Consider the following 19,253-nt stretch of genomic DNA (forward strand, 5'->3'; position numbering starts at 1 on the left):
TGGAGGGAAGCGTCACCCCATCCTTCATTGAGCGACGCGTCCGCGCAATCAGCCCCTTACCGGCAGCGTGATCACGTCGTAGCCGTGCCGGATCGTCCGCTTCAGCACCGGATCTTCCATCTCGAACTCGAAGCGGCTCGCCGGGCGGATGCCGCCTTTGGCCGCGAAGGTGCCGCCGAACATCGCGCAGCCGTCGGGCAGGCCGCCTCCACCGAAACCCCTGGCGATCAGGTCTTGCACCGGCAGCATGTGATCCAGCGTGCCCTCCTGGTAGAGCACGCGCTGGCCGCCGATCACGGCCCAGGAACGCAGGATCAGTTGGTCCCAGTGGCCGATGACATCCTCGAGCTCCCACAGCTCGGATGCGATCGGCTTGTCGCACATCTGCTTCGAGACGGTGACGCTGTAGGTCTCGACCTTGCGGTCGGTATGGTCGGAGCCGCAACCGACGAAGGTGCGGCCCTGCCAGCCGATCAGCACGAACTCGACCTCGCCGCTCGACTCTTCACCACAGACCTCGATCGCGTCGGCGAGCGTGAGCCGTCGCGCCGAGCAGCGGTAATAGATCGGCGTCGTCGCAGGCCGCGCGATGCCGAGCGCCTCGAGCTCGGCGATATGCTTGTCGCGCGCCACGGGATCGCGGCCGGTCCAGCCGGCGATCACCGCCTGCCTGATCTCGAGCGTGAGCGGCGTCGCGACGCCCTTGTCGTCGATGTTGAAGGTGAGATCAAACACGAATCACGGTCTCCATCCCGGCCGCAAGTTCGAAGATGCGGCGATCCGAGCCACCGGCCGCGGCGAGCATCAGGCCGACCGGCGCCTCGCCCTCGCGATGCGCCGGCAGCGAGATCGCGCAGCCGTCGAGCACGTTGATCAACGAAGGATTGCGCAGCGCGCGCAGGTTCTGCGTGGCAAACGCCTTGTCGTCGGCGAGATCGGCGATCGCCGGCGGCAGGTTCGCGGTGGTCGGCAGCACCATCGCGTCATAGGGCGCGATGCGCTTCTCGGTGCGGGCGATGAACGACCGGCGCGCATTGATGAGATCGAGGTAGTCGGCAGCCAGGAAACCTTCGCCGCGCTGAATACGGACCGCTACACGGGGGTCGTAGATATCGCCCTTGCTGGCGATCAGGAAGCGATGCCAGGCGTAGCTTTCGGCCGCGGAGAAGCCGCCGTTTGCGTTCATCACACCGACGTCGAGCAATTCAGGCACCTCGATCCGCTCGATCAGTGCGCCGGCACGCGACAGCGCGGCAAGCGCACGCTCGAAGGTTTTGGCCACCGCATCGTCGAGATCATCGAGCACAACGGTGGTCGGCACCGCGAGCCGCATGCCCTTCACCGGACGCGGGGTGAGCGGTTCGACCTTCTCGTCGGCAAGCACCGCATCGAGCGTCGCGCAGCAGGCCACCGAATTGGCCAGCGGCCCGTAACTGTCGAGCGTGAACGACAACGGCACGCCGCCATCGAGCGGAATGCGGCGCTGCGTCGGCTTGTAGCCGACGATGCCGTTGAACGCCGCCGGAATCCGGCAGGAGCCGCCGGTGTCGGTGCCGAGCGCGCCAAACGCCATGCCGTCGGCGATCGAGACCGCGGCGCCGGACGACGATCCGCCGGGTACATGGCCGACGCTGCGATTCCAGGCGCTCTTCGGAGTGCCATAATGCGGGTTGATGCCGATGCCGGAATAGGCGAACTCGGTCATGTTGGTGCGGCCGATCACGATGAAACCGGCGCGCCGCAACCGCGCCACCACGGGCGCATCCGCCTCCGCCGGCGCGGAATCCTCCAGCGCCCGCGAGCCGGCCCGCGTCACCTGCCCCTTGATGTCGAACAGATCCTTGATCGAGACCGGGACGCCGGCAAAGGGGGACGGCGCGGCGTTCGCCTTGCGCAGCCGGTCCATGGCGTCGGCGGCCGCGAGGGCAGCGTCCTTGTCGACGTGGATGAAGGTGCGCTGGCCCTCGCCCGCGGGATCGGCGATTTTCGCGATGCACTGCTCGACGAGCTTGCGGGCGGTGGTGGCGCCGCTCGAGAGATCGGCGGCAAGGGCGGCGAGGGTCGGATTGTTCGGCATGGCTCTCACTTCATGGCTTGCATCTGATTGTCGCGCGAACCGGCGTCGTTTTCCAGATGGCTTGCGCCCGACCCGGCCCTGATTGCCGGCATCACTTCAACCCGAAATAGGCGCGGTGCAGTTCCTCATTGCCGCTCATCTCGGCAACCGTGCCGGAGAAGCGGATGCGTCCACCCTCCAGCACGAACACGCGGGTGGCGACGTCAAGGAAACTGATATTCTGCTCGGCAATCAAGAGCGCCAATCCCCGCCCCTGCAGGCTCGTGAGGGCGCGGATCACCTCCTTGACGAACAGCGGCGACAATCCGGCCGAGGGCTCGTCCATCACCAGCAGCTTCGGCTCGGCCGACAGCGCCTTGGCGATACCGAGCATCTTGCGCTGGCCGCCCGAAAGGCTGGAAGCCGGATCGCGGCGCTTGTCGCGCAACACCGGGAATAGCCCGTACAGCTCGTCGACCCGTGCCCCCGGATTGGCATGCCCCAGCGCCTGGGCGCCGACGCGGATGTTCTCCTCGATCGACAGATCGGGAAACACCGCGAGCTCAGACATGTAGGTCATGCCGCGCTTCATGCGGTCCGACGAACGCATCCGCGTGACGTCCTCGCCGCCCAGCCTGATATGGCCGCTGCGCGTCTCGATCAGGCCGACCAGCGATTTCAGGAAGGTGGTCTTGCCCGCGCCGTTGGCGCCGAGCAGCAGCACGGTCTCGCCAGCGCGGACGTCGAGATCGACACCCCATAGCACCTGCATGGTGCCATAGCCTGCATCGACACCCTTGGCGTCGAGAAGCGGCGCCGCGTCAGTGGGCATGCTCGCCTCCCAAGAATACTTCGATCACCTGCGGCTCGCGCACCGCAGTCGCCAGCGTGCCCTCAAAGATCTCCTTGCCTGCATTCAGCACGATGACGCGGTCGGTGATCTGCTCGATGAAGCCCATCAGGTGCTCGACCACGATGATCGCCATCCCGGTCGCGGCCAGCGCCTTGATGCGTCCGGCGATCCAGTCGAGCTCGGCCGGGTTGAGGCCGGCCGCGAGTTCGTCGAGCAGCAACAGCCGCGGGCAGGTCGCAAGCGCCCGGGTGAGATCCAGCATCTTCTGCTGTGCGCTGTTGAGATCGGCTGCGGGGCGGTCAGCGACCTCCCTCAGCCGGTATTCGTCGAGCAAGTCCGCCATCGACGGTGGCGCCACCCCGGCATGACCGCCGGCGTGGCCGTAGGCCAGCGCCACCTGGATGTTCTCGCGCACAGTGAGCGACAGAAACGGCTTCGGTACCTGGAAGGTGCGGTTGATGCCGCGGTGAACTAGTCTGTGGGAGACGACGCCGCCGGCGGCGGCGCCGTCGAACACCACCTCGCCGCCATCGGGCGCATAGAGGCCGGAGATCACGTTGATCGCTGTGGTCTTGCCGGAGCCGTTGGGGCCGACGAGGCCGAGGATTTCGCCGGGCACGACGTGAAAGCTCAGGCCATCGAGCGCGTAGAAGCCGCCGAAGCGTTTGACCAGCTTGGAGACCTTGAGAAGGGGCGTTCGCTCAGGGGACATACCACCCCCTGCGCGTTGCCAGCGACACCAGTCCTGCGGGCAGGAACAGCACCAACCCCATGATCAGGAGACCATAGATCAACTGGAAATACTGCGGCGTGGTGAAGCCGATCAGGTTGTAGATGCCATAGAGAATGATCACGCCGACGATCGGTCCGGTGATGGTGGCCACGCCTCCGAACAGCGCGAACACGATCGCGAAGATGCTGAACTCGCCAGAGAACACGTTGTCCGGATAGAACACCGAAACGTACCAGGCGTAGATACCGCCCGCGAGGCCGGCGACCAGCGCGGAGGCGAGCCAGGCAATCACCCGCATCTTGACGATGTTGACGCCGGCCATCGAGGCCGAGACTCCGTCCTCGCGCACCGCCTGCAAGGCGAGGCCGAAGGCCGAGTTCCGGAGATAGACGACGCCGCCGACCGTCAGCGCCATCACGGCGACAGCAGCGTAGTAGGCGTGCGTCGGATTGAACGTCCCGGTCAGCGACACCCCGTAGGGTCCTTTGGTGATGCCCTCCAGCGCCGGATTGGCGACGAAGTGCAACACGGCAAGCGAGGCCGCCAGATTGGCGATCGCGAAATACGCTCCCGACAGCCGCAGCAGCGGCGTCAGCAGCAAGCCGAGCGCAACCGCGAGCAGCCCGCCGACCACCACGGCAAGGACCGCCGGCGTCTGCAGATGCATCACCATGATGGCAAAGCCATAGGCGCCGGCGCCGAAGAAACCGACATACCCGAACGGCAGATAGCCGGTGAACCCATAGATGATGTTCACGCCTTGCGCGAGGATCAGGAAGATCACGAAGTTGAACAGCAACAGATGGTTCTGATAGACGCCGGGCAGCAGCGCGAACACCACCACCAACGGCGCCAGGATGAACAGCAGGTGTTTCGATGCGTTAGGCAACGCGCACCCGCCTTCCGAGCAGACCGCTCGGGCGCAACAACAGGATCACGATCAACAACACATAGGGCAGCAAGTCGGCCCAGGAACTGAGATAGGTCTGCACCAGCATGTAGCAGACACCGTAGACGACGCCGCCGAGCGCGGTGCCGAGCGGATTGCCGAGCGAGCCCAGCACCACGATCGCAAAGGACGTCACCGTCGCATCCGCGCCGAAGGCCGGCGTCACCGAGCCGAACATGAAGGGCGCGAATACGCCGGCGATGGCCGCGAGCCCCAAGCCTATGCCGAACGCCGCGGCCGACACGCGGTCGACGTCGATGCCGGTCGCCAGCGCCTCGTCGCGACGCGACATCACCGCGCGGGTCAGCGTGCCGAGCCGCGTGTGGTAGAGATAGAGATAGACGAACGCGATCACGATCAGGCTGGTCACAGCCGCGATCACCCAGGGCGCGGGAAAGCCCTGGCCGAAGATCTGGATCGGTCCGGCCCCGGCCTTGCCGCCGAACCACTTGACCTTGATGGTCGTGAACACGGTTCCCAGCAGCCGGCTCTGGATTGACCGTTCGCTGGTGCCGGCGAAGATCGTGGTGATCGCTTCGATCACCTGCGATAGGCCGAAGAACAGGATGATCGACAGCATCTCCGGGTTGGCCGAGCCCTGCAGCCGCGGCACCAGCACCCAGTACAGCAGCAGGCCCGCGAGCACGAAAACGACGAACGCCAGCGGCACCGCGAACAGCGGGTCGAGGCCGGCGATGCCGACCACGCCCACCGCGATGAATGCGCCGAGCATCAGGATGTCGCCATGCGCAAGATTGACGATGCGCATGACGCCGAACACGAGATTGAGACCGATACCGACCAGGCTGAAATACAGCCCGAACAGCACGCCGGCGACGAGCGCGTAGGTCATGCTACCGCCAGCCTCCGATGATCTCGATTGACGCCGATGACCGCATTACGGCGCCGGATAGACCGGCTTGCCGGTCGCGGTCTCGTGCGGATAGATCGAGACGAACTTGATGTGATCGTGCTCGTCGACCGTGAGCTGGCCGAGCGGCGTCAGTTCGCCGATCTGCCCGCCGGTGTCGTCGAGCGCGAAGGTGCCGTCGAGCGTCTTGAGCTTACCGTTGAGCGAGAACACCGCGCGGCGCAGCTCCATCTGGTCGAGGCTGGCGGCTTCCGACAGCGTCTTTTCGATCACCAGCGCCGTGGTGTAGCCGGCCACCGCGTTGAAGCCGAACTCCATCTTGCCGTCGCTGTACTTCTTCTCCCAGGCGGCGCGGAAGTCCTTCATGTTCATCCCGAAATTGACGGGATAATCCAGCTCGGACGGCGGCACATAGGTCCAGATGTGCTCGAGCCCCTTGGCGCCAACATTCTTTTCGAGCAGCTCGGTCTCGAGGCCGGCATAGATCGAGAACAGCATCTTGAACTTGATGCCGACGTCCTGGACGTTGCGCAGGAAGGCGATGTCGTTCGGCGCGTAGCCGAAATGGATCACCGCGTCGGGATTGGCGTTGTTGATGTTGTTGATGATGACGTTGTAGTTGGTGGTCTCGGTCGGAACGCCCTGGTCGTAGACGATCTCGATCGGCGCGCCCGATTCCTTGACGAACTTGCGGAACGCGTTGGCCTGCGTGCCCGTGAACTCGTTGGTCGCGTAGAGGATCGCGATCTTCTTGATGCCGAGGCCCGGACCGTCATGGCTGATGAAGTCCGCCACCGGCTTCGGCCAGACGGTCGACACCGGGTCGGCCATCAGCGCGATATAGGGATTGTCCTTGGAGAAGAAGCTCGCGCCGGTGCCGGTCTGATCGAACAGGAACATCTTGTGGTCGCGCGCGATCGCAACCGCCGGTGCCGTCAACACCGATCCGGAATCCGCCACCAGCAGGTCGACCTTATCCTGGGTGATGAGCTGGTTATAAAGGGTCGCGGCGGTCGCGGTGTTGCTCTGGTCGTCATAGGAGACGAGCTTGATCGGAATCTTCTTGTCGAACGCCTTCACAAAGACGCCGCCGTCGGCGTTCTTCTGTTCGACCCAGAATTTCAGCGAGCTGTAAACCGGCATCGAGATCGAGGCATAGCGTCCCGAGGACGCATAGAGCGTGCCGATCTTGATCTCCGACGGCGCATCTGCCGCCATGGCCTGCGTGGCAATTGCGAGGCTGGCAGCGAGTGCCGCGCCGGTCATCCTCAGCATGATCTCTTTCCTCCCGGATGCTTGATACGGGGGCCCTTCTACGCGCGGGACTGGAGGGACACAAGCAGGCCGACCTCATCAATTGTGCGAGGGGCGGAATATGCGGCATGCGCGTGGCACAGGCCGCTGCGCGCGGCGCGTATAGACCGTTGACGGGGCTCGGTTCGATGTCGCATCAAGATTGGAACGATTTCGGGAGGATTTTCAGACATGGCCGAGCCCGCGCGCGCGAAACCAAAACCGACTCCGGAGACCCAGCATTTCTGGGACGGCACCAGAGCGGGCGAGTTGCGCCTACAGCGCTGCGATGCCTGCGCCAATGTCTACTTTCCGCCGCGACCGTTCTGTCCCTCCTGCGCCTCGCGCAAGGTCTCGGTCTTCAAGGCCAGCGGCAAGGGCAAGCTCTACAGCTACGTCATCAATCATCGTCCCGCCGCGCCGGGCTTCACGCCGCCCTACGCGATCGCGGTGGTCGAGCTCGACGAAGGCCCGCGCATGATGAGCAACATCATCGATTGCCCGCAGACGCCGGAGGCGCTCGAGCTCGACATGCCGCTCGAGGTTGCCTTCCAGCAGCTCGACGACAAGATCACCCTTCCCGTATTCCGTCCGGCAAAGGGATAACGACAATGCGCAGGAATCAGGTTGCCGTCGTCGGCGCGGCCGAAACCACCGAGCTTGGCGTCATCCCCAACATGTCGCAGATCCAGCTCCACGCGGATGCGGCCTTGAACGCGATCGCGGATGCCGGGCTGAAACTGTCCGACATCGACGGCTTCGCCACCGCGGTCGAGACGCCACAGCAGGTCGCGCACTATCTCGGCATCACCCCGACCTGGGTCGACGGTACGTCGGTCGGCGGCTGTTCCTTTATGCTGCACGTCCGCCATGCCGCCGCCGCGATCGAAGCCGGCCTGTGCAAGACCGTGCTGATCACCCACGCCGAGAGCGGCAAGTCGATGATCGGCAAGCAGCCGCGCTTCACACCACCAGACAGCCTCAACGGCCAGTTCGAGGCGCCGTTCGGCGTCTATGGCCCGCCGAGCATGTTCCCGATTCCCGTGCTGCGCTTCATGAAGACCCACGGCATCACCCACGAACAGCTCGCCATGGTCGCGGTCGTGCAGCGCGAATGGGCGGCGAAGAACCCGCGCGCAACCATGAAGGATCCGATCACGGTCGCCGACGTGCTCAATTCGCGGATGATCGCCTATCCGTTCCGCCTGCTGCAGTGCTGCCTCGTCACTGATGGCGGCGGTGCGCTGATTCTGACCTCGGCCGACCGCGCCAAGGATTTCCCCAAGAAGCCGGTCTACATCCTCGGCACCGGCGAAAGCGTGGAAACGCCGATGGTCAGCCAGATGAAGACCTTTGACAGCTCGCGCGCCTTCAAAGTTGCGGGCCCCCTCGCCTTCAGGGAAGCCGGCATTAGCCACAAGGACGTCGATCACCTGATGATCTACGACGCCTTCGCGCATCTGCCGCTCTACGGCCTCGGCGATCTCGGCTTCATGCCCTATGAGGAAACCGGCAAGTTCATCGCCGACGGCAACACCCGTCCCGGCGGCAAGCTGCCGCTCAACACCAACGGCGGCGGCTTAAGCTACATGCACTCCGGCATGTACGGCATGTACGCACTGCAGGAGAGCGTGCGGCAGATGCGCGGCATCGCGCCGGCGCAGGTGCCGAATGCCAAGATCTCGGTCTGCCACGGCGTCGGCGGCATGTTCGGGGCGAGCGGCACGATCATCTTCACGAACCAACGGTAACAATGGCTGGCGCGAGCGCAGCACTCAATCCGTCATTGCCGGGCTTGACCCGGCAATCCATCCTCTGAAGAACGATGGATGCGCGGGTCAAGCCCGCGCATGACGAGTGGAGCTCTGCATCGGCCCGCGAATACAGAACAGGAGAACCACATGGCAAAATCACTGCAGGATAAAGTCATCATCGTCACCGGCGCAGGCCGCGGCATCGGGCGCGAGATCGCGCTGCTCTGCGCGGCCGAGGGCGCCAAGGTCGTCGTCAACGATCCCGGCGGCGCTGCCGACGGCGCCGGCTCGAGCGCGGCGCCCGCCGAGGAGGTGGTCGAGGAGATCAAGAAGCGCGGCGGCACCGCGGTCGCGAACTTCGAGTCGGTGGCGGAAGCGATTCCGGCCAGCAAGATCGTGAAGACCGCGACCGATCATTTCGGCCGGCTCGACGGCGTCGTCAACAACGCCGGCATCCTGCGCGACATGATCTTCCACAAGATGAGCGTGGAAGCCTTCGAGGCCGTCATCAAGGTGCACTTGATGGGCTCGTTCTATGTCTCGCACGCCGCGGCGCGCATCTACCGCGAGCAGGAGAGCGGCTCCTTCGTGCACTTCACCTCGACCTCGGGCCTGATCGGCAATTTCGGCCAGGCCAACTACGCCGCCGCCAAGCTCGGCATCGTCGGCCTCTCGAAGTCGATCGCGCTCGACATGGGTCGCTTCAACGTGCGCTCGAACTGCGTGTCGCCGTTCGCCTGGACCCGCATGATCGGCACCATTCCGACCGAGACCGACGCCGAGAAGGCGCGCGTCGAGAAGATCAAACAGATGGGGCCGGAGAAGATCGCGCCGGTCTGCGCCTACCTGCTCTCGGATGCCGCCAGGGACGTCACCGGCCAGATCTTCGGCGTGCGCATGAACGAGATCTTCCTGTTCGGCCAGCATCGTCCAGTGCGTTCAGTTCATCGCGGCGAAGGCTGGACGCCGGAGACGATCGCCGAACACGGCATGCCGGCGCTGAAGGGATCGTTCTCCAAGCTCGACCGCTCAGCCGACGTCTTCACCTGGGATCCGATTTGACAGTTTTATGAAAAAGTCCCCTCGGCCTGCTCCGTGCACAACCGCGCAGCAGGCCGGGGCGGCACTATCTTCGGTTGCTTTATTGAAGCCTGCCCGCTTTATGCCGGATTGCGGGCGGATGGTTCCCTTCCCAACGAAAAAAGCGGGAGGAAACCATGACAAAAGCACTTACCTTTCAGCATAATCTACCGCTCAACCGCCGCAACTTGATGAGGGGCGCGGCGGCGGTGGCCGCAACGGCCGCGACCATCAAGGCCGCCTCCGCGGAGACGGTCGCCCCGTTCGGCGAGACAGGCGTGCCGACGCGCTCGAGGCCGCCGTTGCCCCTGGGGCCGCTTCCCGGCAGCCGCTATCCGGACTCCCACCTCGAATCCGCCAAACCCAAGACGTCGTTCGGACCGGCCGGTTTCCCCGCCTTTGCCGGCACCAGCGCGGTTGAGCGCATCGCGACGGGCTTTCGGTGGGCCGAGGGTCCGGTCTACTTCCCGGCCGGAAGGTATCTGTTGTTCAGCGATATTCCCAACAACCGCATCATGCGGCTGTCGGAGGATGACGGTCACGTGAGCGTATTTCGTCAGCCGTCCATGAACTCGAACGGCAACACGATCGATCGGGAAGGACGTCTGCTCACGTGCGAGCACAGCGGCCGGCGGGTCACGCGGACCGAGCTCGACGGATCGATCACGATCATCGCTGACAAATACAACGGCAAGAAGCTGAACTCACCGAACGACGTGGTCGTCGCCTCCGATGGCTCGATTTGGTTCACCGACCCGGCCTACGGCATCGGTGGCTATTACGAGGGCATCAAGGCCGAGCCGGAACAGGAGAAGCACAATGTCTACCGGGTCGATCCGAAATCCGGTGACATCAAGGTTGTCGCCGACGATTTCGTGGAGCCCAACGGCATCGCCTTCTCGCCCGACGAGAAGAAGCTCTACATCATCGATACTGGTTTCACCGACAGTCCGGACAATCCCTGCCACATTCGCGTGTTCGACGTCGATGTCGCAACCGGCAAGCTGTCGAACGGAAAGGTGTTCGTGGAGATTGCCAAGCCTGCCATCACCGACGGGATGCGGCTCGACACGGCCGGGCGGGTCTGGTGCTCAGTCGGATGGGGCGATCCGAATGAGGATGGCGTGCGCTGTTACACGCCCGAGGGCGAACTACTCGGCAAGATCCACATACCGGAAACTGTCGCCAACCTGTGCTTCGGCGGTCAGCAACGTAACAGGCTTTACATCTGCGGCACGTCGTCGATTTACGCGCTGTACACCAGCGTGCAGGGTGCAATGAAACCGTGATGTCCACATAACTACTGGTTTGCTTCGCCTCCCCCTGAAAGGACCCCTTTCAGGGAGAGGAAGGTCAGCCGCTATTTCTCAACCCCGCTGAAATCCCGTTGATCGTGATCTGAATCCCGCGCAGCACCTGCTCGTCCGGGTTCTGCGCGCGATGTTCCTTCAACAGCTCCACCTGCACGTGGTTGAGCGGGTCGAGATAGGGGAAGCGGTTGCGGATCGAGCGCTCCAGCAGCGGGTTGCCCTGCAGCAGACGATCGTGGCCCATGATGTCGAGCAGCGTCTCGATCGAGAGATGCCATTCCTTGCGGATACGGCCAAAGATCTTGTCGCGTAGCGCGACGTCAGGGACGAGTTCCGCATAGCGCGAGGCGATCGCGATCGAGCTCTTTGCCAGCACCATGTCCATATTCGACAGCAACGTGCGGAAAAACGGCCACTCTCTATAGAGCTCCTGCAGGAACGGCATGCCCTGCTCCGGATGCTCGGCGATCCACGTCTCGACCGCGCTCCCAAAGCCGTACCAGCCCGGCAGCATCAGCCGGCATTGCGCCCAGGAGAACACCCAGGGGATGGCACGAAGGTCCTCGATCTCACGGGTCTTCTTGCGCGACGCCGGACGGCTGCCGATGTTCAGCGTCGCGATCTCGTTGATGACGGTCGAGCCCCAGAAGTAATCGGCAAAGCCTTCGGTCTCGTAGACAAGACCGCGATAGGCCTTGAAGGCAAGCGCCGAGATCTGCTCCATCGCCTTGAGATATTCGGGGCGCGGCGCGCTCCGCCGTGGCTGCAGCAGGCTGGTCTCGAGCGTCGCGGCGGCGAGGATCTCGAGATTGCTGCGGCCGACCTCGGAATTGGAATATTTCGACGAGATGATCTCGCCCTGCTCGGTGATGCGGATCTGGCCGTTCACCGCGCCGCCGGGCTGCGCGATGATCGCGTCATAGCTCGGGCCACCGCCCCGCCCGACCGAGCCGCCGCGGCCGTGGAACAGGCGCAGGCGTACCCCGTGACGCTCGAACACCTCGACGAGGCCGATCTCCGCCTTGTAGAGCTCCCAGCCGGAGGTAACGAAGCCGCCGTCCTTGTTGCTGTCGGAATAGCCGAGCATCACCTCCTGCACGCCGCCGAGGCTGTCGACCAGCCTGCGATAGTCGTGCAGCGCCAGCATGCGGTCCATGATGCCGCTGGAGCCTTGCAAGTCCTCGATCGTCTCGAACAGCGGCACAATGTTGACAGCGCTGCGGCCGGACGGATTGACGAGGCCCACCTCCTTCAGGAGCACCGCGACCTCGAGCATGTCGGACATGCCCTTGCACATCGAGATGATGCATTGGGAGATCACCTCGGAGCCGAATTTGGCGTGCGCCTCGGCCGCCGCCCGGAACACGGCGAGCTCGCTTTGGGTCTCCTCAGAATATTTCACGAAGGGCGACGCGAGCGGCCGCGCGTTGCGCAGCTCACTCAGCAACAGGTTGACGCGGGCGTCCTCGCTGAGCGCCAGATAGGACATGCCGGGATTGGCGATATCGAACAACTCGGAGACGGTGCGCTCGTGCACCGCCGAATTCTGGCGGATGTCGAGCCGCGCCAGATGGAAGCCGAAGCAATCCACCGCACGCCGCAGCAGCCGCAGGCGGCCGCGCGCGATCACGCCGGAATTGTTCGCGATCAGCGAGCGGTTCAGCACGTCGAGGTCGGCCTGGAATTCCCTGACGCTGGCATACGGCTCAGCCTTGCCGACCGGCGGCCGCCTGGTCTCGACCTCGAGCCTGGCGGCGGTCGCCGCGAGCCGCGCATAGATGCCCGACACGGCGAGCCGGTAAGGCTCGCCGCTCCGGTGCGGCGAGGTGTCGGGCGAGCGCTCGGCGAGCGTGCGCAGCTCCTCCGAGATATCGGCGAGATGCGCCGCCAGCGACAGCTCGGCACCAAGCGCATGCAGCTCCTCGAGATAGAAGCTGAGCGCGCAGCTCGACTGCAGCCGCAGCGTGCCGCGCATCACCTCCGCGGTGACGAAGGGATTGCCGTCGCGGTCGCCGCCGATCCAGCTCCCGATCTTGAGGAACGAAGCGAGATCGCCCGCCTCGCCGCCCTCCTTGTTCAGGCGGTCCTCGAGCGCGCAGTGCAGCCGCGGGACTTCCTGCAGGAAGGTGTAGTCGTAGAAGGACAGGCCGTTGGCGACCTCGTCGAGCACTGTAAGCTTGGTCCGGCGCAGGAGATTGGTCTGCCACAGCGTCACGACCGCGCGGCGGAGTTGCTCGTCGGTGGCCTCGCTCTCGTCCGGTGTCATCTTCAATCGTTCGCTGCGGTCGAGCAGCTCCGCGACCTCCATCTCGCGGTCCATCGTGCTCTTGCGGCGGACCTCGGTCGGGTGCGCCGTCAGCACCGGGCTGACCAGCGCGCCCTTGAAAAAGCTGCGGAGGTCGGCCGGGCTGATGCCGGCGTCCCGGGCGTGCTTGAGCGTCTGCTCCAGCAGGCTCGGCCGCGGCGCCCCACCAGGGCCGCCCGTGCGCATCTGGCGGATGTTGTTCTGGTCCTCGGCGATGTTGGCAAGATGCGAGAAGTAGCTGAAGGCGCGCACGATCCGCAGCGTCTCGGCGATCGACATGCCGTCGAGGATGGCCTCCAGCTCTCGCCGCGCCAGCTTGTCCTCGTCGCGATGGAAACGGACCGAGGTCTGGCGAATGCGCTCGACCAGGTCGAAGGTGTCGGCCCCCTCCTGGTCCCGCACGGTGTCACCGAGAACGCGGCCCAGCAGGCGGATGTCGTTCCGAAGCCGGGCGTCTTCCTCCTGAGCCGTTTTCTCAAGCAGCCTGGCTTCTTCGGCGCGCTTGGCGCGGGCTTCGGTTTCGGAAGGCACGGTCTGGGGAGGCATGGCTGGCTACTCCAGAGGCTGCCCGGCAATGCCCAGGAGTGTGCAACTTTTTTGCCGCAGCGCAAGACGAACGTGCGCGGCGCACACATCCACCCCGTCGTCCCCGGCGAAGGCGCCGCTAGATCCTCCGCCCCGCCCGTTCCCAATACGGGTCGCGCAGGCGACGTTTGAAGATCTTGCCCGAGTCCTCCCGCGGTAGATTGGTCTGGATCTCGACGTGCTTGGGCACCTTATAGTCCGCAAGCGAGGTCTTGAGTTGGGCCCGGATTGCGGTGGTATCGAGCGTAACCCCGGACTGCGGTTCGATCACCGCCATCAACGCCTCTCCGAATTCCGCGTCGGGAATGCCGAACACCGCGCAATCGTGCACGCCGGGAACCGCATGCAGCACCGCCTCGATCTCGGCCGGATAGATGTTGACGCCGCCCGAGATCACCATGTCGCGCTTGCGGTCGCAGATGAAGACATAGCCGTCTTCATCGATGTAGCCGACGTCGCCCGAGGTGATGAATCCCTCGCGGTCGATCTCGGCGCGCTTCTCGGGCTTGTTGTGATAGGTGAAATCAGGGTTGCCCGCGATCCGCGAATAGATCTCGCCGATCTGTCCCTGCGGCACCTCCTTGCCGTCATCGCCGATGAAGCGCAGTTCTGCGCCAGGCGAGATCTTGCCGACCGTTCCGGGCTTCTTCAGCGCGTCCTCGGAATTGGCGAAGGTGACCGCGCCCGATTCCGTCGAGCCGTAGAATTCGTAGATCACAGGGCCCCACCACTCGATCATCGAGCGCTTGACGTCGGGCGGACAGGGCGCGGCGGCGTGGATGATGTGGCGCAGCGACGACATGTCGTATTTCCTGCGCACCTCGTCCGGCAGCTTCATCAGGCGAATGAACATGGTCGGCACCATGAAGATGGTGTCGATCTTCTCGCGCTCGATTAGCGCCAGGAATTCCTCGGCGTCGAACCGCGGCATCAGCACCAGCGCGCCGCCGAGCCGCCCGGAGCGGAGCCCGAAGGAATTCGGCGCGGAATGATAAAGCGGGCCTGGCAGGATCGCCCGCGCCCCCAGCTTCAGGCCGTAGATCATCGCCCGCATGGCTTCGGCGTTCGCCGTCTGCGCCGGCGTCGGCGCGAAGCGGCGCACGCCCTTCGGATGGCCCGTGGTGCCAGAGGTGTAGATCATGTTCTGCGGCTGCGGCACCGCCGGCCCCTCGTAGCGCGGGTGCTCCGCCAGCCAGGACTCGAAATCGGTCGCGAAGTCCGGCGTCGCGAGATGATCGGGATCGATCTTGTAGTTCGCCAGGATCTCCGGCGGCGTCGGCGCGCTGAGCACGGTGACGCCTGATGGAATGGCGCCGCGCAACGCGTGCAGCATGTCGGCATGGGCGATCAGCACGCGCGCGCCGGAGTCGGTCAACACGTAGTTGATCTCCTCCGGCTTGAAGTGCCAGTTGATCGGCACGCCATAGGCGCCGAGCCGCATCGCCGCATAGGCGGCCTCGATGAAGGCGATATCGTTGCGCATCAGCATGCAGACGCTGTCGCCCGGCTTGACGCCGAGTCTGTGCAAGCCGCTCGCGATGCGGTCGGTGCGCTCGGCGACTGCCGCGTGACCACGCTTGCGGTCGCCGCTGATGATGCCGTGGAAGAGTTGGGACGTTTCGCTCATTGTTTCTTCTTTTTTGGTCAACTCGAACAACTACCCTCATGGTGAGGAGGCGCATCGCGCCGTCTCGAACCATGAGGCCCGCGGCCATCCCTCGAGACGCCGCTTGCGCAGCTCCTCGGGATGAGGTCGGAAAGTGACTCACGCATCCGTGAATCGCGGCGCACGCTTCTCGAGATTGGCGCGGACGGCTTCGGTCTGGTTCGGGCTGCCGAGCAGCTTCTGCTGCTCGACGGATTCTGCAAGCAGCGCCGCCGCCGGATCGACCGAGAGATTGTTCAGCATCCGCTTCGCCGCGCGGATCGCATCCGGGCTCTTGCCGGCGATTTCGCGCGCGACTTCGAGCGCCGCGGCGCGGGGATCGTCACAAACACGGGTGGCGAGGCCGTAGCTCTGGGCCTCCTGCGCCGAGAAGATCCGCCCGGTGTAGGTGAGCTCGCGCAGGATGTCGTCGCGAACGAGACTTGCCAGGATCGGCGTGCCGGCCATGTCAGGCACCAGGCCCCATTTGATCTCCATGATCGACATCCGCGCATCCTGTGAGAGGAAACGCATGTCGGCGCCGAGCGCGAGCTGGAAGCCGCCGCCGAACGCGACGCCGTGGACCGCGGCGATGACGGGCACCGGAAGCTGGCGCCACCCCCACACCGCCTGCTGCGGGAAATTGGCCTTGCCATGGGTGCGGACGGTGAGATCGCGCTTTTCGCCGCCCGGCACCCCGTTACCGCCCTTCTCCTTCATCGCCGCGAAGCGGCCCATGTCGAGGCCGGCGCAGAAGGCCCGGCCCTCGCCGGACAACACCACCACGCGCAGCCCTTTTTCCTTGGAAAGTCGGTCGGTTGCGGCGACCAGCGCCTCGAACATCGCCGCATCGAGCGCGTTCATCTTGTCCGCCCGCACCAGCCGGACATCGGCGATACCGTCCGAAATCGATATCGAAACGCGATCTTCCATTGAAATCTCCCCCGCTGTCCTCGTTGGCGCTTTACAGAAAGGCCGTTGTTCGGTTTTAGTCAATCGACCAATTAACTGACAACCCCCGTGGGTGGAAACGATGTTCAGCGATCAGCTTCTCGTCGGGCGGCGCATTCTGGTAACCGGAGGTGGCACCGGCCTCGGCAAATCCATGGCCTCGCGGTTCCTGCAACTCGGGGCCGAGGTCCACATCTGCGGACGCCGCAAGAGCGTCTGCGACGAGACCGCCACCGAGTTGATGGCGGAGCATGGCGGACGCGTCGTCAGCCATGGCGTCGACATCCGCAACGCCCAGGCGGTCGACGAGATGATCGACGCGATCTGGACCACCAGCGGTCCCCTCACCGACCTCATCAACAACGCCGCCGGCAATTTCATCTCGCGCTCGGAAGAGCTGTCGCCGCGCGGCTTCGACGCGGTCGCCAACATTGTGATGCACGGCACTTTCTACGTGACCCATGCGGTCGGCCGCCGCTGGATCGCCGGCAAGCACCGCGGCAATGTGGTGTCGATCACGGTGACCTGGGTGCGCAACGGCTCGCCTTATGTGGTCCCGTCGGCGATGAGCAAGTCGGCGATCCACGCCATGACGATGTCGCTCGCGGTCGAGTGGGGCAAATACGGCATCCGCCTCAACACCATCGCGCCCGGTGAAATCCCGACCGAGGGCATGAGCAAGCGCATCAAGCCCGGCGACGAAGCCGGCGCGCGGACCAAGGCGATGAACCCGATGGGCCGTGTCGGCACCATGGAGGAATTGCAGAACCTCGCCGTGTTCCTGATCTCCGGCGGCTGTGACTGGATCAACGGCGAGACCATCGCGATGGACGGCGCTCAGGCGCTCGCGATGGGCGGCAACTTCTATCAGCTCCGCGACTGGAGCGACGACGACTGGACCAAGGCGCGCGAGTCGATCAAGGCGCAGAACGAGAAAGATCGCGCGGCGCGGGGCTGAAACACCAGCTCGCGCCTCACCCTCAACTGTCGTCCCTGCGAAAGCAGGGACCCATAACCACCGCCGCGCGCAATTGCGCACGCTGCGGCTCCAGCGGCGCGCCTCACGCACATTCGTGGTTATGGGTCCCGGCTCAAGGCCGGGACGACGGTGTGGATGCATCGTGCACAACACCCCATATTGTCTTTCGCGCGAGATGCCGCCACACTCCGCGCAAGCAAAACAAAATACCACGGGGGAAGCATGTCCGCTGCACAGCCACCGGCGAACCTTGCCGATATGGTGCGCGACCGCGCCAAGAGCCGCGGCGATGCGCTGGCTTACGAGTTCGAGGGACGCCAGACCACCTTCGCCGAATTCGACATCAAGACCAACCGCGTCGCCAATGCATTGATCGCGATGGACGTGAAGAAAGGCGAGCGCATCGCCTATCTCGGCAAGAACAGCGACTTCTATTTCGAGCTCTTGATGGGCGCGATGAAGGCCGGCGTCGTGATGGCGCCGGTGAACTGGCGCCTCGCGGGCCCCGAGATCGCCTTCATCGTCGACGATTGCAAGGCGCCCGTGCTGTTCGTCGGTCCCGAATTCATCACGCAGGTTCGCAACATCCAGGACAAGCTGCCGGGCGTGCGCACGATCATCACGACGGAGGGCGGCGCGCCGGAATGGCCCGACTATCTCGCCTGGCGCGACGCACAGAGCAGCGACGACCCGAAAATCCCGATCGCGCCGAAGGACATCGCGATCCAGCTCTACACCTCGGGCACAACAGGCAAGCCGAAGGGCGCGATGCTGTCGCATGCCAACTTCCTCAACCTGGTGCAGACCGGTAACGAGGCCGACAAGCCCGACTGGAACAAGTGGACCACCGACGACGTCTCGCTGGTCGCGATGCCGATCTTCCATATCGGCGGCTCCGGCTGGGGTGTCATGGGGCTCTATCACGGCGCCCGCGGCGTGATCGCCCGCGAGTTCGATCCGACCAAGGTGCTCGACTTCTTCGAGCAGTCCGGCATCACCAAGCTGTTCATGGTGCCGGCTGCGATGCAGTTCGTGGTGCGGCAGCCGCGGGCGCGGCAGGTCGACTTCTCCCGCCTGAAATACATGCTCTACGGCGCTTCGCCGATTCCGGCGGCGCTGCTGAAGGAGTGCATCGAGGTCTTCAAGTGCGGCTTCGTGCAGATGTACGGCATGACCGAGACCACGGGCACCATCGTCGCGCTCTCGCCCGAGGACCATGTCGAGGGGCTCGACCGGATGCACTCCGCGGGCAAGGCCCTGCCGGGCATCGAGCTTGCGATCCTCGACGCCGAAGGCAACCGCCTGCCACCCGGCGAAGTCGGCGAGATCGCGACCCGCTCCGGCTCCAACATGGCCGGCTACTGGAACCTGCCCGAGGCGACTGCGAAGACCATCGACAAGGATGGCTGGCTGCGCACCGGCGATGCCGGCTACATGGACAAGGACGGTTACCTCTACATCCACGACCGCATCAAGGACATGATCATCTCCGGCGGCGAGAACATCTATCCGGCCGAGGTCGAGAGCGCGCTCTGCGATCATCCCGACATTGCGGAAGCTGCGGTGATCGGCATTCCCGACGAGAAGTGGGGCGAGGCGGTGAAGGCGGTGGTGGTGATGAAGCCGGGCAAGACGGCGACCGCGACTGACATCATCAACTTCACCCGCGAGCGCATCGCCGGCTATAAGACGCCGAAGTCGGTCGACTTCATCGTCGCGCTGCCGCGCAACCCGTCGGGCAAGATCTTGCGACGAAACTTGCGCGATCCGTACTGGGCGGGGAAGGACCGGCAGGTGAATTAGCCGCTTCTGTCGTCCCGGCCAAGCGAAGCGTGAGCCGGGACCCGTAACCACCGCTTTTCATAGTGGCGCACCGCCGCGACCATATC

The 19,253-nt window shown here is 64.6% G+C and carries 16 protein-coding genes; 6 read left to right on the forward strand and 10 right to left on the reverse strand.

The window, feature by feature from the left end; genetic code table 11:
* Window positions 1-48: 48 nt before the first annotated feature.
* From P6U25_RS25210 to P6U25_RS25240, 7 genes are all read right to left on the reverse strand, one after another.
* Window positions 49-735, reverse strand: a complete 687-nt coding sequence (locus P6U25_RS25210) for a DUF2848 domain-containing protein (RefSeq protein WP_407147466.1) — start codon at window positions 733-735, stop codon at window positions 49-51.
* Entirely contained in the window at window positions 728-2,077 is a 1,350-nt protein-coding gene (locus tag P6U25_RS25215) for an amidase (protein ID WP_407147467.1), read from the reverse strand. Before P6U25_RS25215 ends, P6U25_RS25210 begins: the two co-directional genes overlap by 8 nt.
* Before the next feature lie 91 nt (window positions 2,078-2,168).
* Entirely contained in the window at window positions 2,169-2,888 is a 720-nt protein-coding gene (locus tag P6U25_RS25220; RefSeq protein WP_407147468.1) for an ABC transporter ATP-binding protein, read from the reverse strand.
* Window positions 2,878-3,621, reverse strand: coding sequence for an ABC transporter ATP-binding protein (locus P6U25_RS25225; RefSeq protein WP_407147469.1), 744 nt, complete (start codon window positions 3,619-3,621; stop codon window positions 2,878-2,880). The genes P6U25_RS25220 and P6U25_RS25225 overlap by 11 nt, the downstream gene beginning before the upstream one ends.
* Entirely contained in the window at window positions 3,611-4,531 is a 921-nt protein-coding gene (locus P6U25_RS25230) for a branched-chain amino acid ABC transporter permease (RefSeq protein WP_407147470.1), read from the reverse strand. Before P6U25_RS25230 ends, P6U25_RS25225 begins: the two co-directional genes overlap by 11 nt.
* Window positions 4,524-5,444, reverse strand: a complete 921-nt coding sequence (locus P6U25_RS25235) for a branched-chain amino acid ABC transporter permease (RefSeq protein WP_407147471.1) — start codon at window positions 5,442-5,444, stop codon at window positions 4,524-4,526. The genes P6U25_RS25230 and P6U25_RS25235 overlap by 8 nt, the downstream gene beginning before the upstream one ends.
* Window positions 5,445-5,489: 45 nt before the next feature.
* Window positions 5,490-6,737 carry an ABC transporter substrate-binding protein gene (locus P6U25_RS25240; protein ID WP_407147472.1) on the reverse strand — a complete coding sequence of 416 codons (1,248 nt, stop codon included), beginning with the start codon at window positions 6,735-6,737 and terminating at the stop codon, window positions 5,490-5,492.
* A gap of 210 nt (window positions 6,738-6,947) precedes the next feature.
* Here P6U25_RS25240 and P6U25_RS25245 point away from each other — a divergent pair, with 210 nt between their 5' ends.
* The 4 genes from P6U25_RS25245 to P6U25_RS25260 all read left to right on the forward strand — a co-directional run bounded on the left by P6U25_RS25245 (window position 6,948) and on the right by P6U25_RS25260 (window position 10,878).
* Window positions 6,948-7,361, forward strand: a complete 414-nt coding sequence (locus P6U25_RS25245) for a Zn-ribbon domain-containing OB-fold protein (RefSeq protein ID WP_407147473.1) — start codon at window positions 6,948-6,950, stop codon at window positions 7,359-7,361.
* Between the two features lie 5 nt (window positions 7,362-7,366).
* Entirely contained in the window at window positions 7,367-8,506 is a 1,140-nt protein-coding gene (locus tag P6U25_RS25250; protein ID WP_407147474.1) for a thiolase C-terminal domain-containing protein, read from the forward strand.
* A 150-nt stretch (window positions 8,507-8,656) separates the two neighbouring features.
* On the forward strand, window positions 8,657-9,571 hold the full coding sequence (locus P6U25_RS25255) for an SDR family oxidoreductase (protein WP_407147475.1): 915 nt from the start codon (window positions 8,657-8,659) through the stop codon (window positions 9,569-9,571).
* Between the two features lie 155 nt (window positions 9,572-9,726).
* Window positions 9,727-10,878, forward strand: coding sequence for an SMP-30/gluconolactonase/LRE family protein (locus P6U25_RS25260; protein ID WP_407147476.1), 1,152 nt, complete (start codon window positions 9,727-9,729; stop codon window positions 10,876-10,878).
* A 64-nt stretch (window positions 10,879-10,942) separates the two neighbouring features.
* Here the strand turns inward: P6U25_RS25260 and ppc are convergent, their stop codons facing one another.
* From ppc to P6U25_RS25275, 3 genes are all read right to left on the reverse strand, one after another.
* Window positions 10,943-13,750: a phosphoenolpyruvate carboxylase gene (gene ppc / locus P6U25_RS25265; protein WP_407147477.1), complete on the reverse strand. Its 2,808-nt coding sequence runs from the start codon at window positions 13,748-13,750 to the stop codon at window positions 10,943-10,945.
* Between the two features lie 118 nt (window positions 13,751-13,868).
* On the reverse strand, window positions 13,869-15,416 hold the full coding sequence (locus P6U25_RS25270; protein WP_407147478.1) for an acyl-CoA synthetase: 1,548 nt from the start codon (window positions 15,414-15,416) through the stop codon (window positions 13,869-13,871).
* Window positions 15,417-15,554: 138 nt separating this feature from the next.
* The gene (locus P6U25_RS25275) at window positions 15,555-16,367 is read right to left on the reverse strand and encodes a crotonase/enoyl-CoA hydratase family protein (RefSeq protein WP_407147479.1); all 813 of its coding nucleotides are present in this window, start codon (window positions 16,365-16,367) and stop codon (window positions 15,555-15,557) included.
* Between the two features lie 100 nt (window positions 16,368-16,467).
* On the opposite strand from P6U25_RS25275, the gene P6U25_RS25280 reads away from it, so the two are divergent.
* On the forward strand, window positions 16,468-17,343 hold the full coding sequence (locus P6U25_RS25280) for an SDR family oxidoreductase (protein ID WP_407147480.1): 876 nt from the start codon (window positions 16,468-16,470) through the stop codon (window positions 17,341-17,343).
* Between the two features lie 243 nt (window positions 17,344-17,586).
* A complete protein-coding gene (locus tag P6U25_RS25285) occupies window positions 17,587-19,167 on the forward strand; it encodes a fatty acid--CoA ligase (RefSeq protein ID WP_407147481.1) in 1,581 nt (526 codons plus the stop codon).
* Window positions 19,168-19,253 lie beyond the last annotated feature (86 nt).

The sequence above is a fragment of the Bradyrhizobium sp. ORS 86 genome (assembly GCF_045571475.1).
Classification (GTDB): Bacteria; Pseudomonadota; Alphaproteobacteria; order Rhizobiales; family Xanthobacteraceae; genus Bradyrhizobium.

Excerpts from the sequence above, each read along its gene's own strand:
- P6U25_RS25275 (WP_407147479.1), bottom strand. The coding sequence starts at position 16,367 with ATGGAAGATCGCGTTTCGATATCGATTTCGGACGGTATCGCCGATGTC.
- P6U25_RS25215 (WP_407147467.1), bottom strand. The coding sequence starts at position 2,077 with ATGCCGAACAATCCGACCCTCGCCGCCCTTGCCGCCGATCTCTCGAGC.
- P6U25_RS25255 (WP_407147475.1), top strand. The coding sequence starts at position 8,657 with ATGGCAAAATCACTGCAGGATAAAGTCATCATCGTCACCGGCGCAGGC.
- P6U25_RS25270 (WP_407147478.1), bottom strand. The coding sequence starts at position 15,416 with ATGAGCGAAACGTCCCAACTCTTCCACGGCATCATCAGCGGCGACCGC.
- P6U25_RS25260 (WP_407147476.1), top strand. The coding sequence starts at position 9,727 with ATGACAAAAGCACTTACCTTTCAGCATAATCTACCGCTCAACCGCCGC.
- P6U25_RS25245 (WP_407147473.1), top strand. The coding sequence starts at position 6,948 with ATGGCCGAGCCCGCGCGCGCGAAACCAAAACCGACTCCGGAGACCCAG.
- P6U25_RS25240 (WP_407147472.1), bottom strand. The coding sequence starts at position 6,737 with ATGCTGAGGATGACCGGCGCGGCACTCGCTGCCAGCCTCGCAATTGCC.
- P6U25_RS25250 (WP_407147474.1), top strand. The coding sequence starts at position 7,367 with ATGCGCAGGAATCAGGTTGCCGTCGTCGGCGCGGCCGAAACCACCGAG.
- P6U25_RS25280 (WP_407147480.1), top strand. The coding sequence starts at position 16,468 with ATGTTCAGCGATCAGCTTCTCGTCGGGCGGCGCATTCTGGTAACCGGA.
- P6U25_RS25285 (WP_407147481.1), top strand. The coding sequence starts at position 17,587 with ATGTCCGCTGCACAGCCACCGGCGAACCTTGCCGATATGGTGCGCGAC.
- P6U25_RS25235 (WP_407147471.1), bottom strand. The coding sequence starts at position 5,444 with ATGACCTACGCGCTCGTCGCCGGCGTGCTGTTCGGGCTGTATTTCAGC.
- ppc (WP_407147477.1), bottom strand. The coding sequence starts at position 13,750 with ATGCCTCCCCAGACCGTGCCTTCCGAAACCGAAGCCCGCGCCAAGCGC.
- P6U25_RS25225 (WP_407147469.1), bottom strand. The coding sequence starts at position 3,621 with ATGTCCCCTGAGCGAACGCCCCTTCTCAAGGTCTCCAAGCTGGTCAAA.
- P6U25_RS25220 (WP_407147468.1), bottom strand. The coding sequence starts at position 2,888 with ATGCCCACTGACGCGGCGCCGCTTCTCGACGCCAAGGGTGTCGATGCA.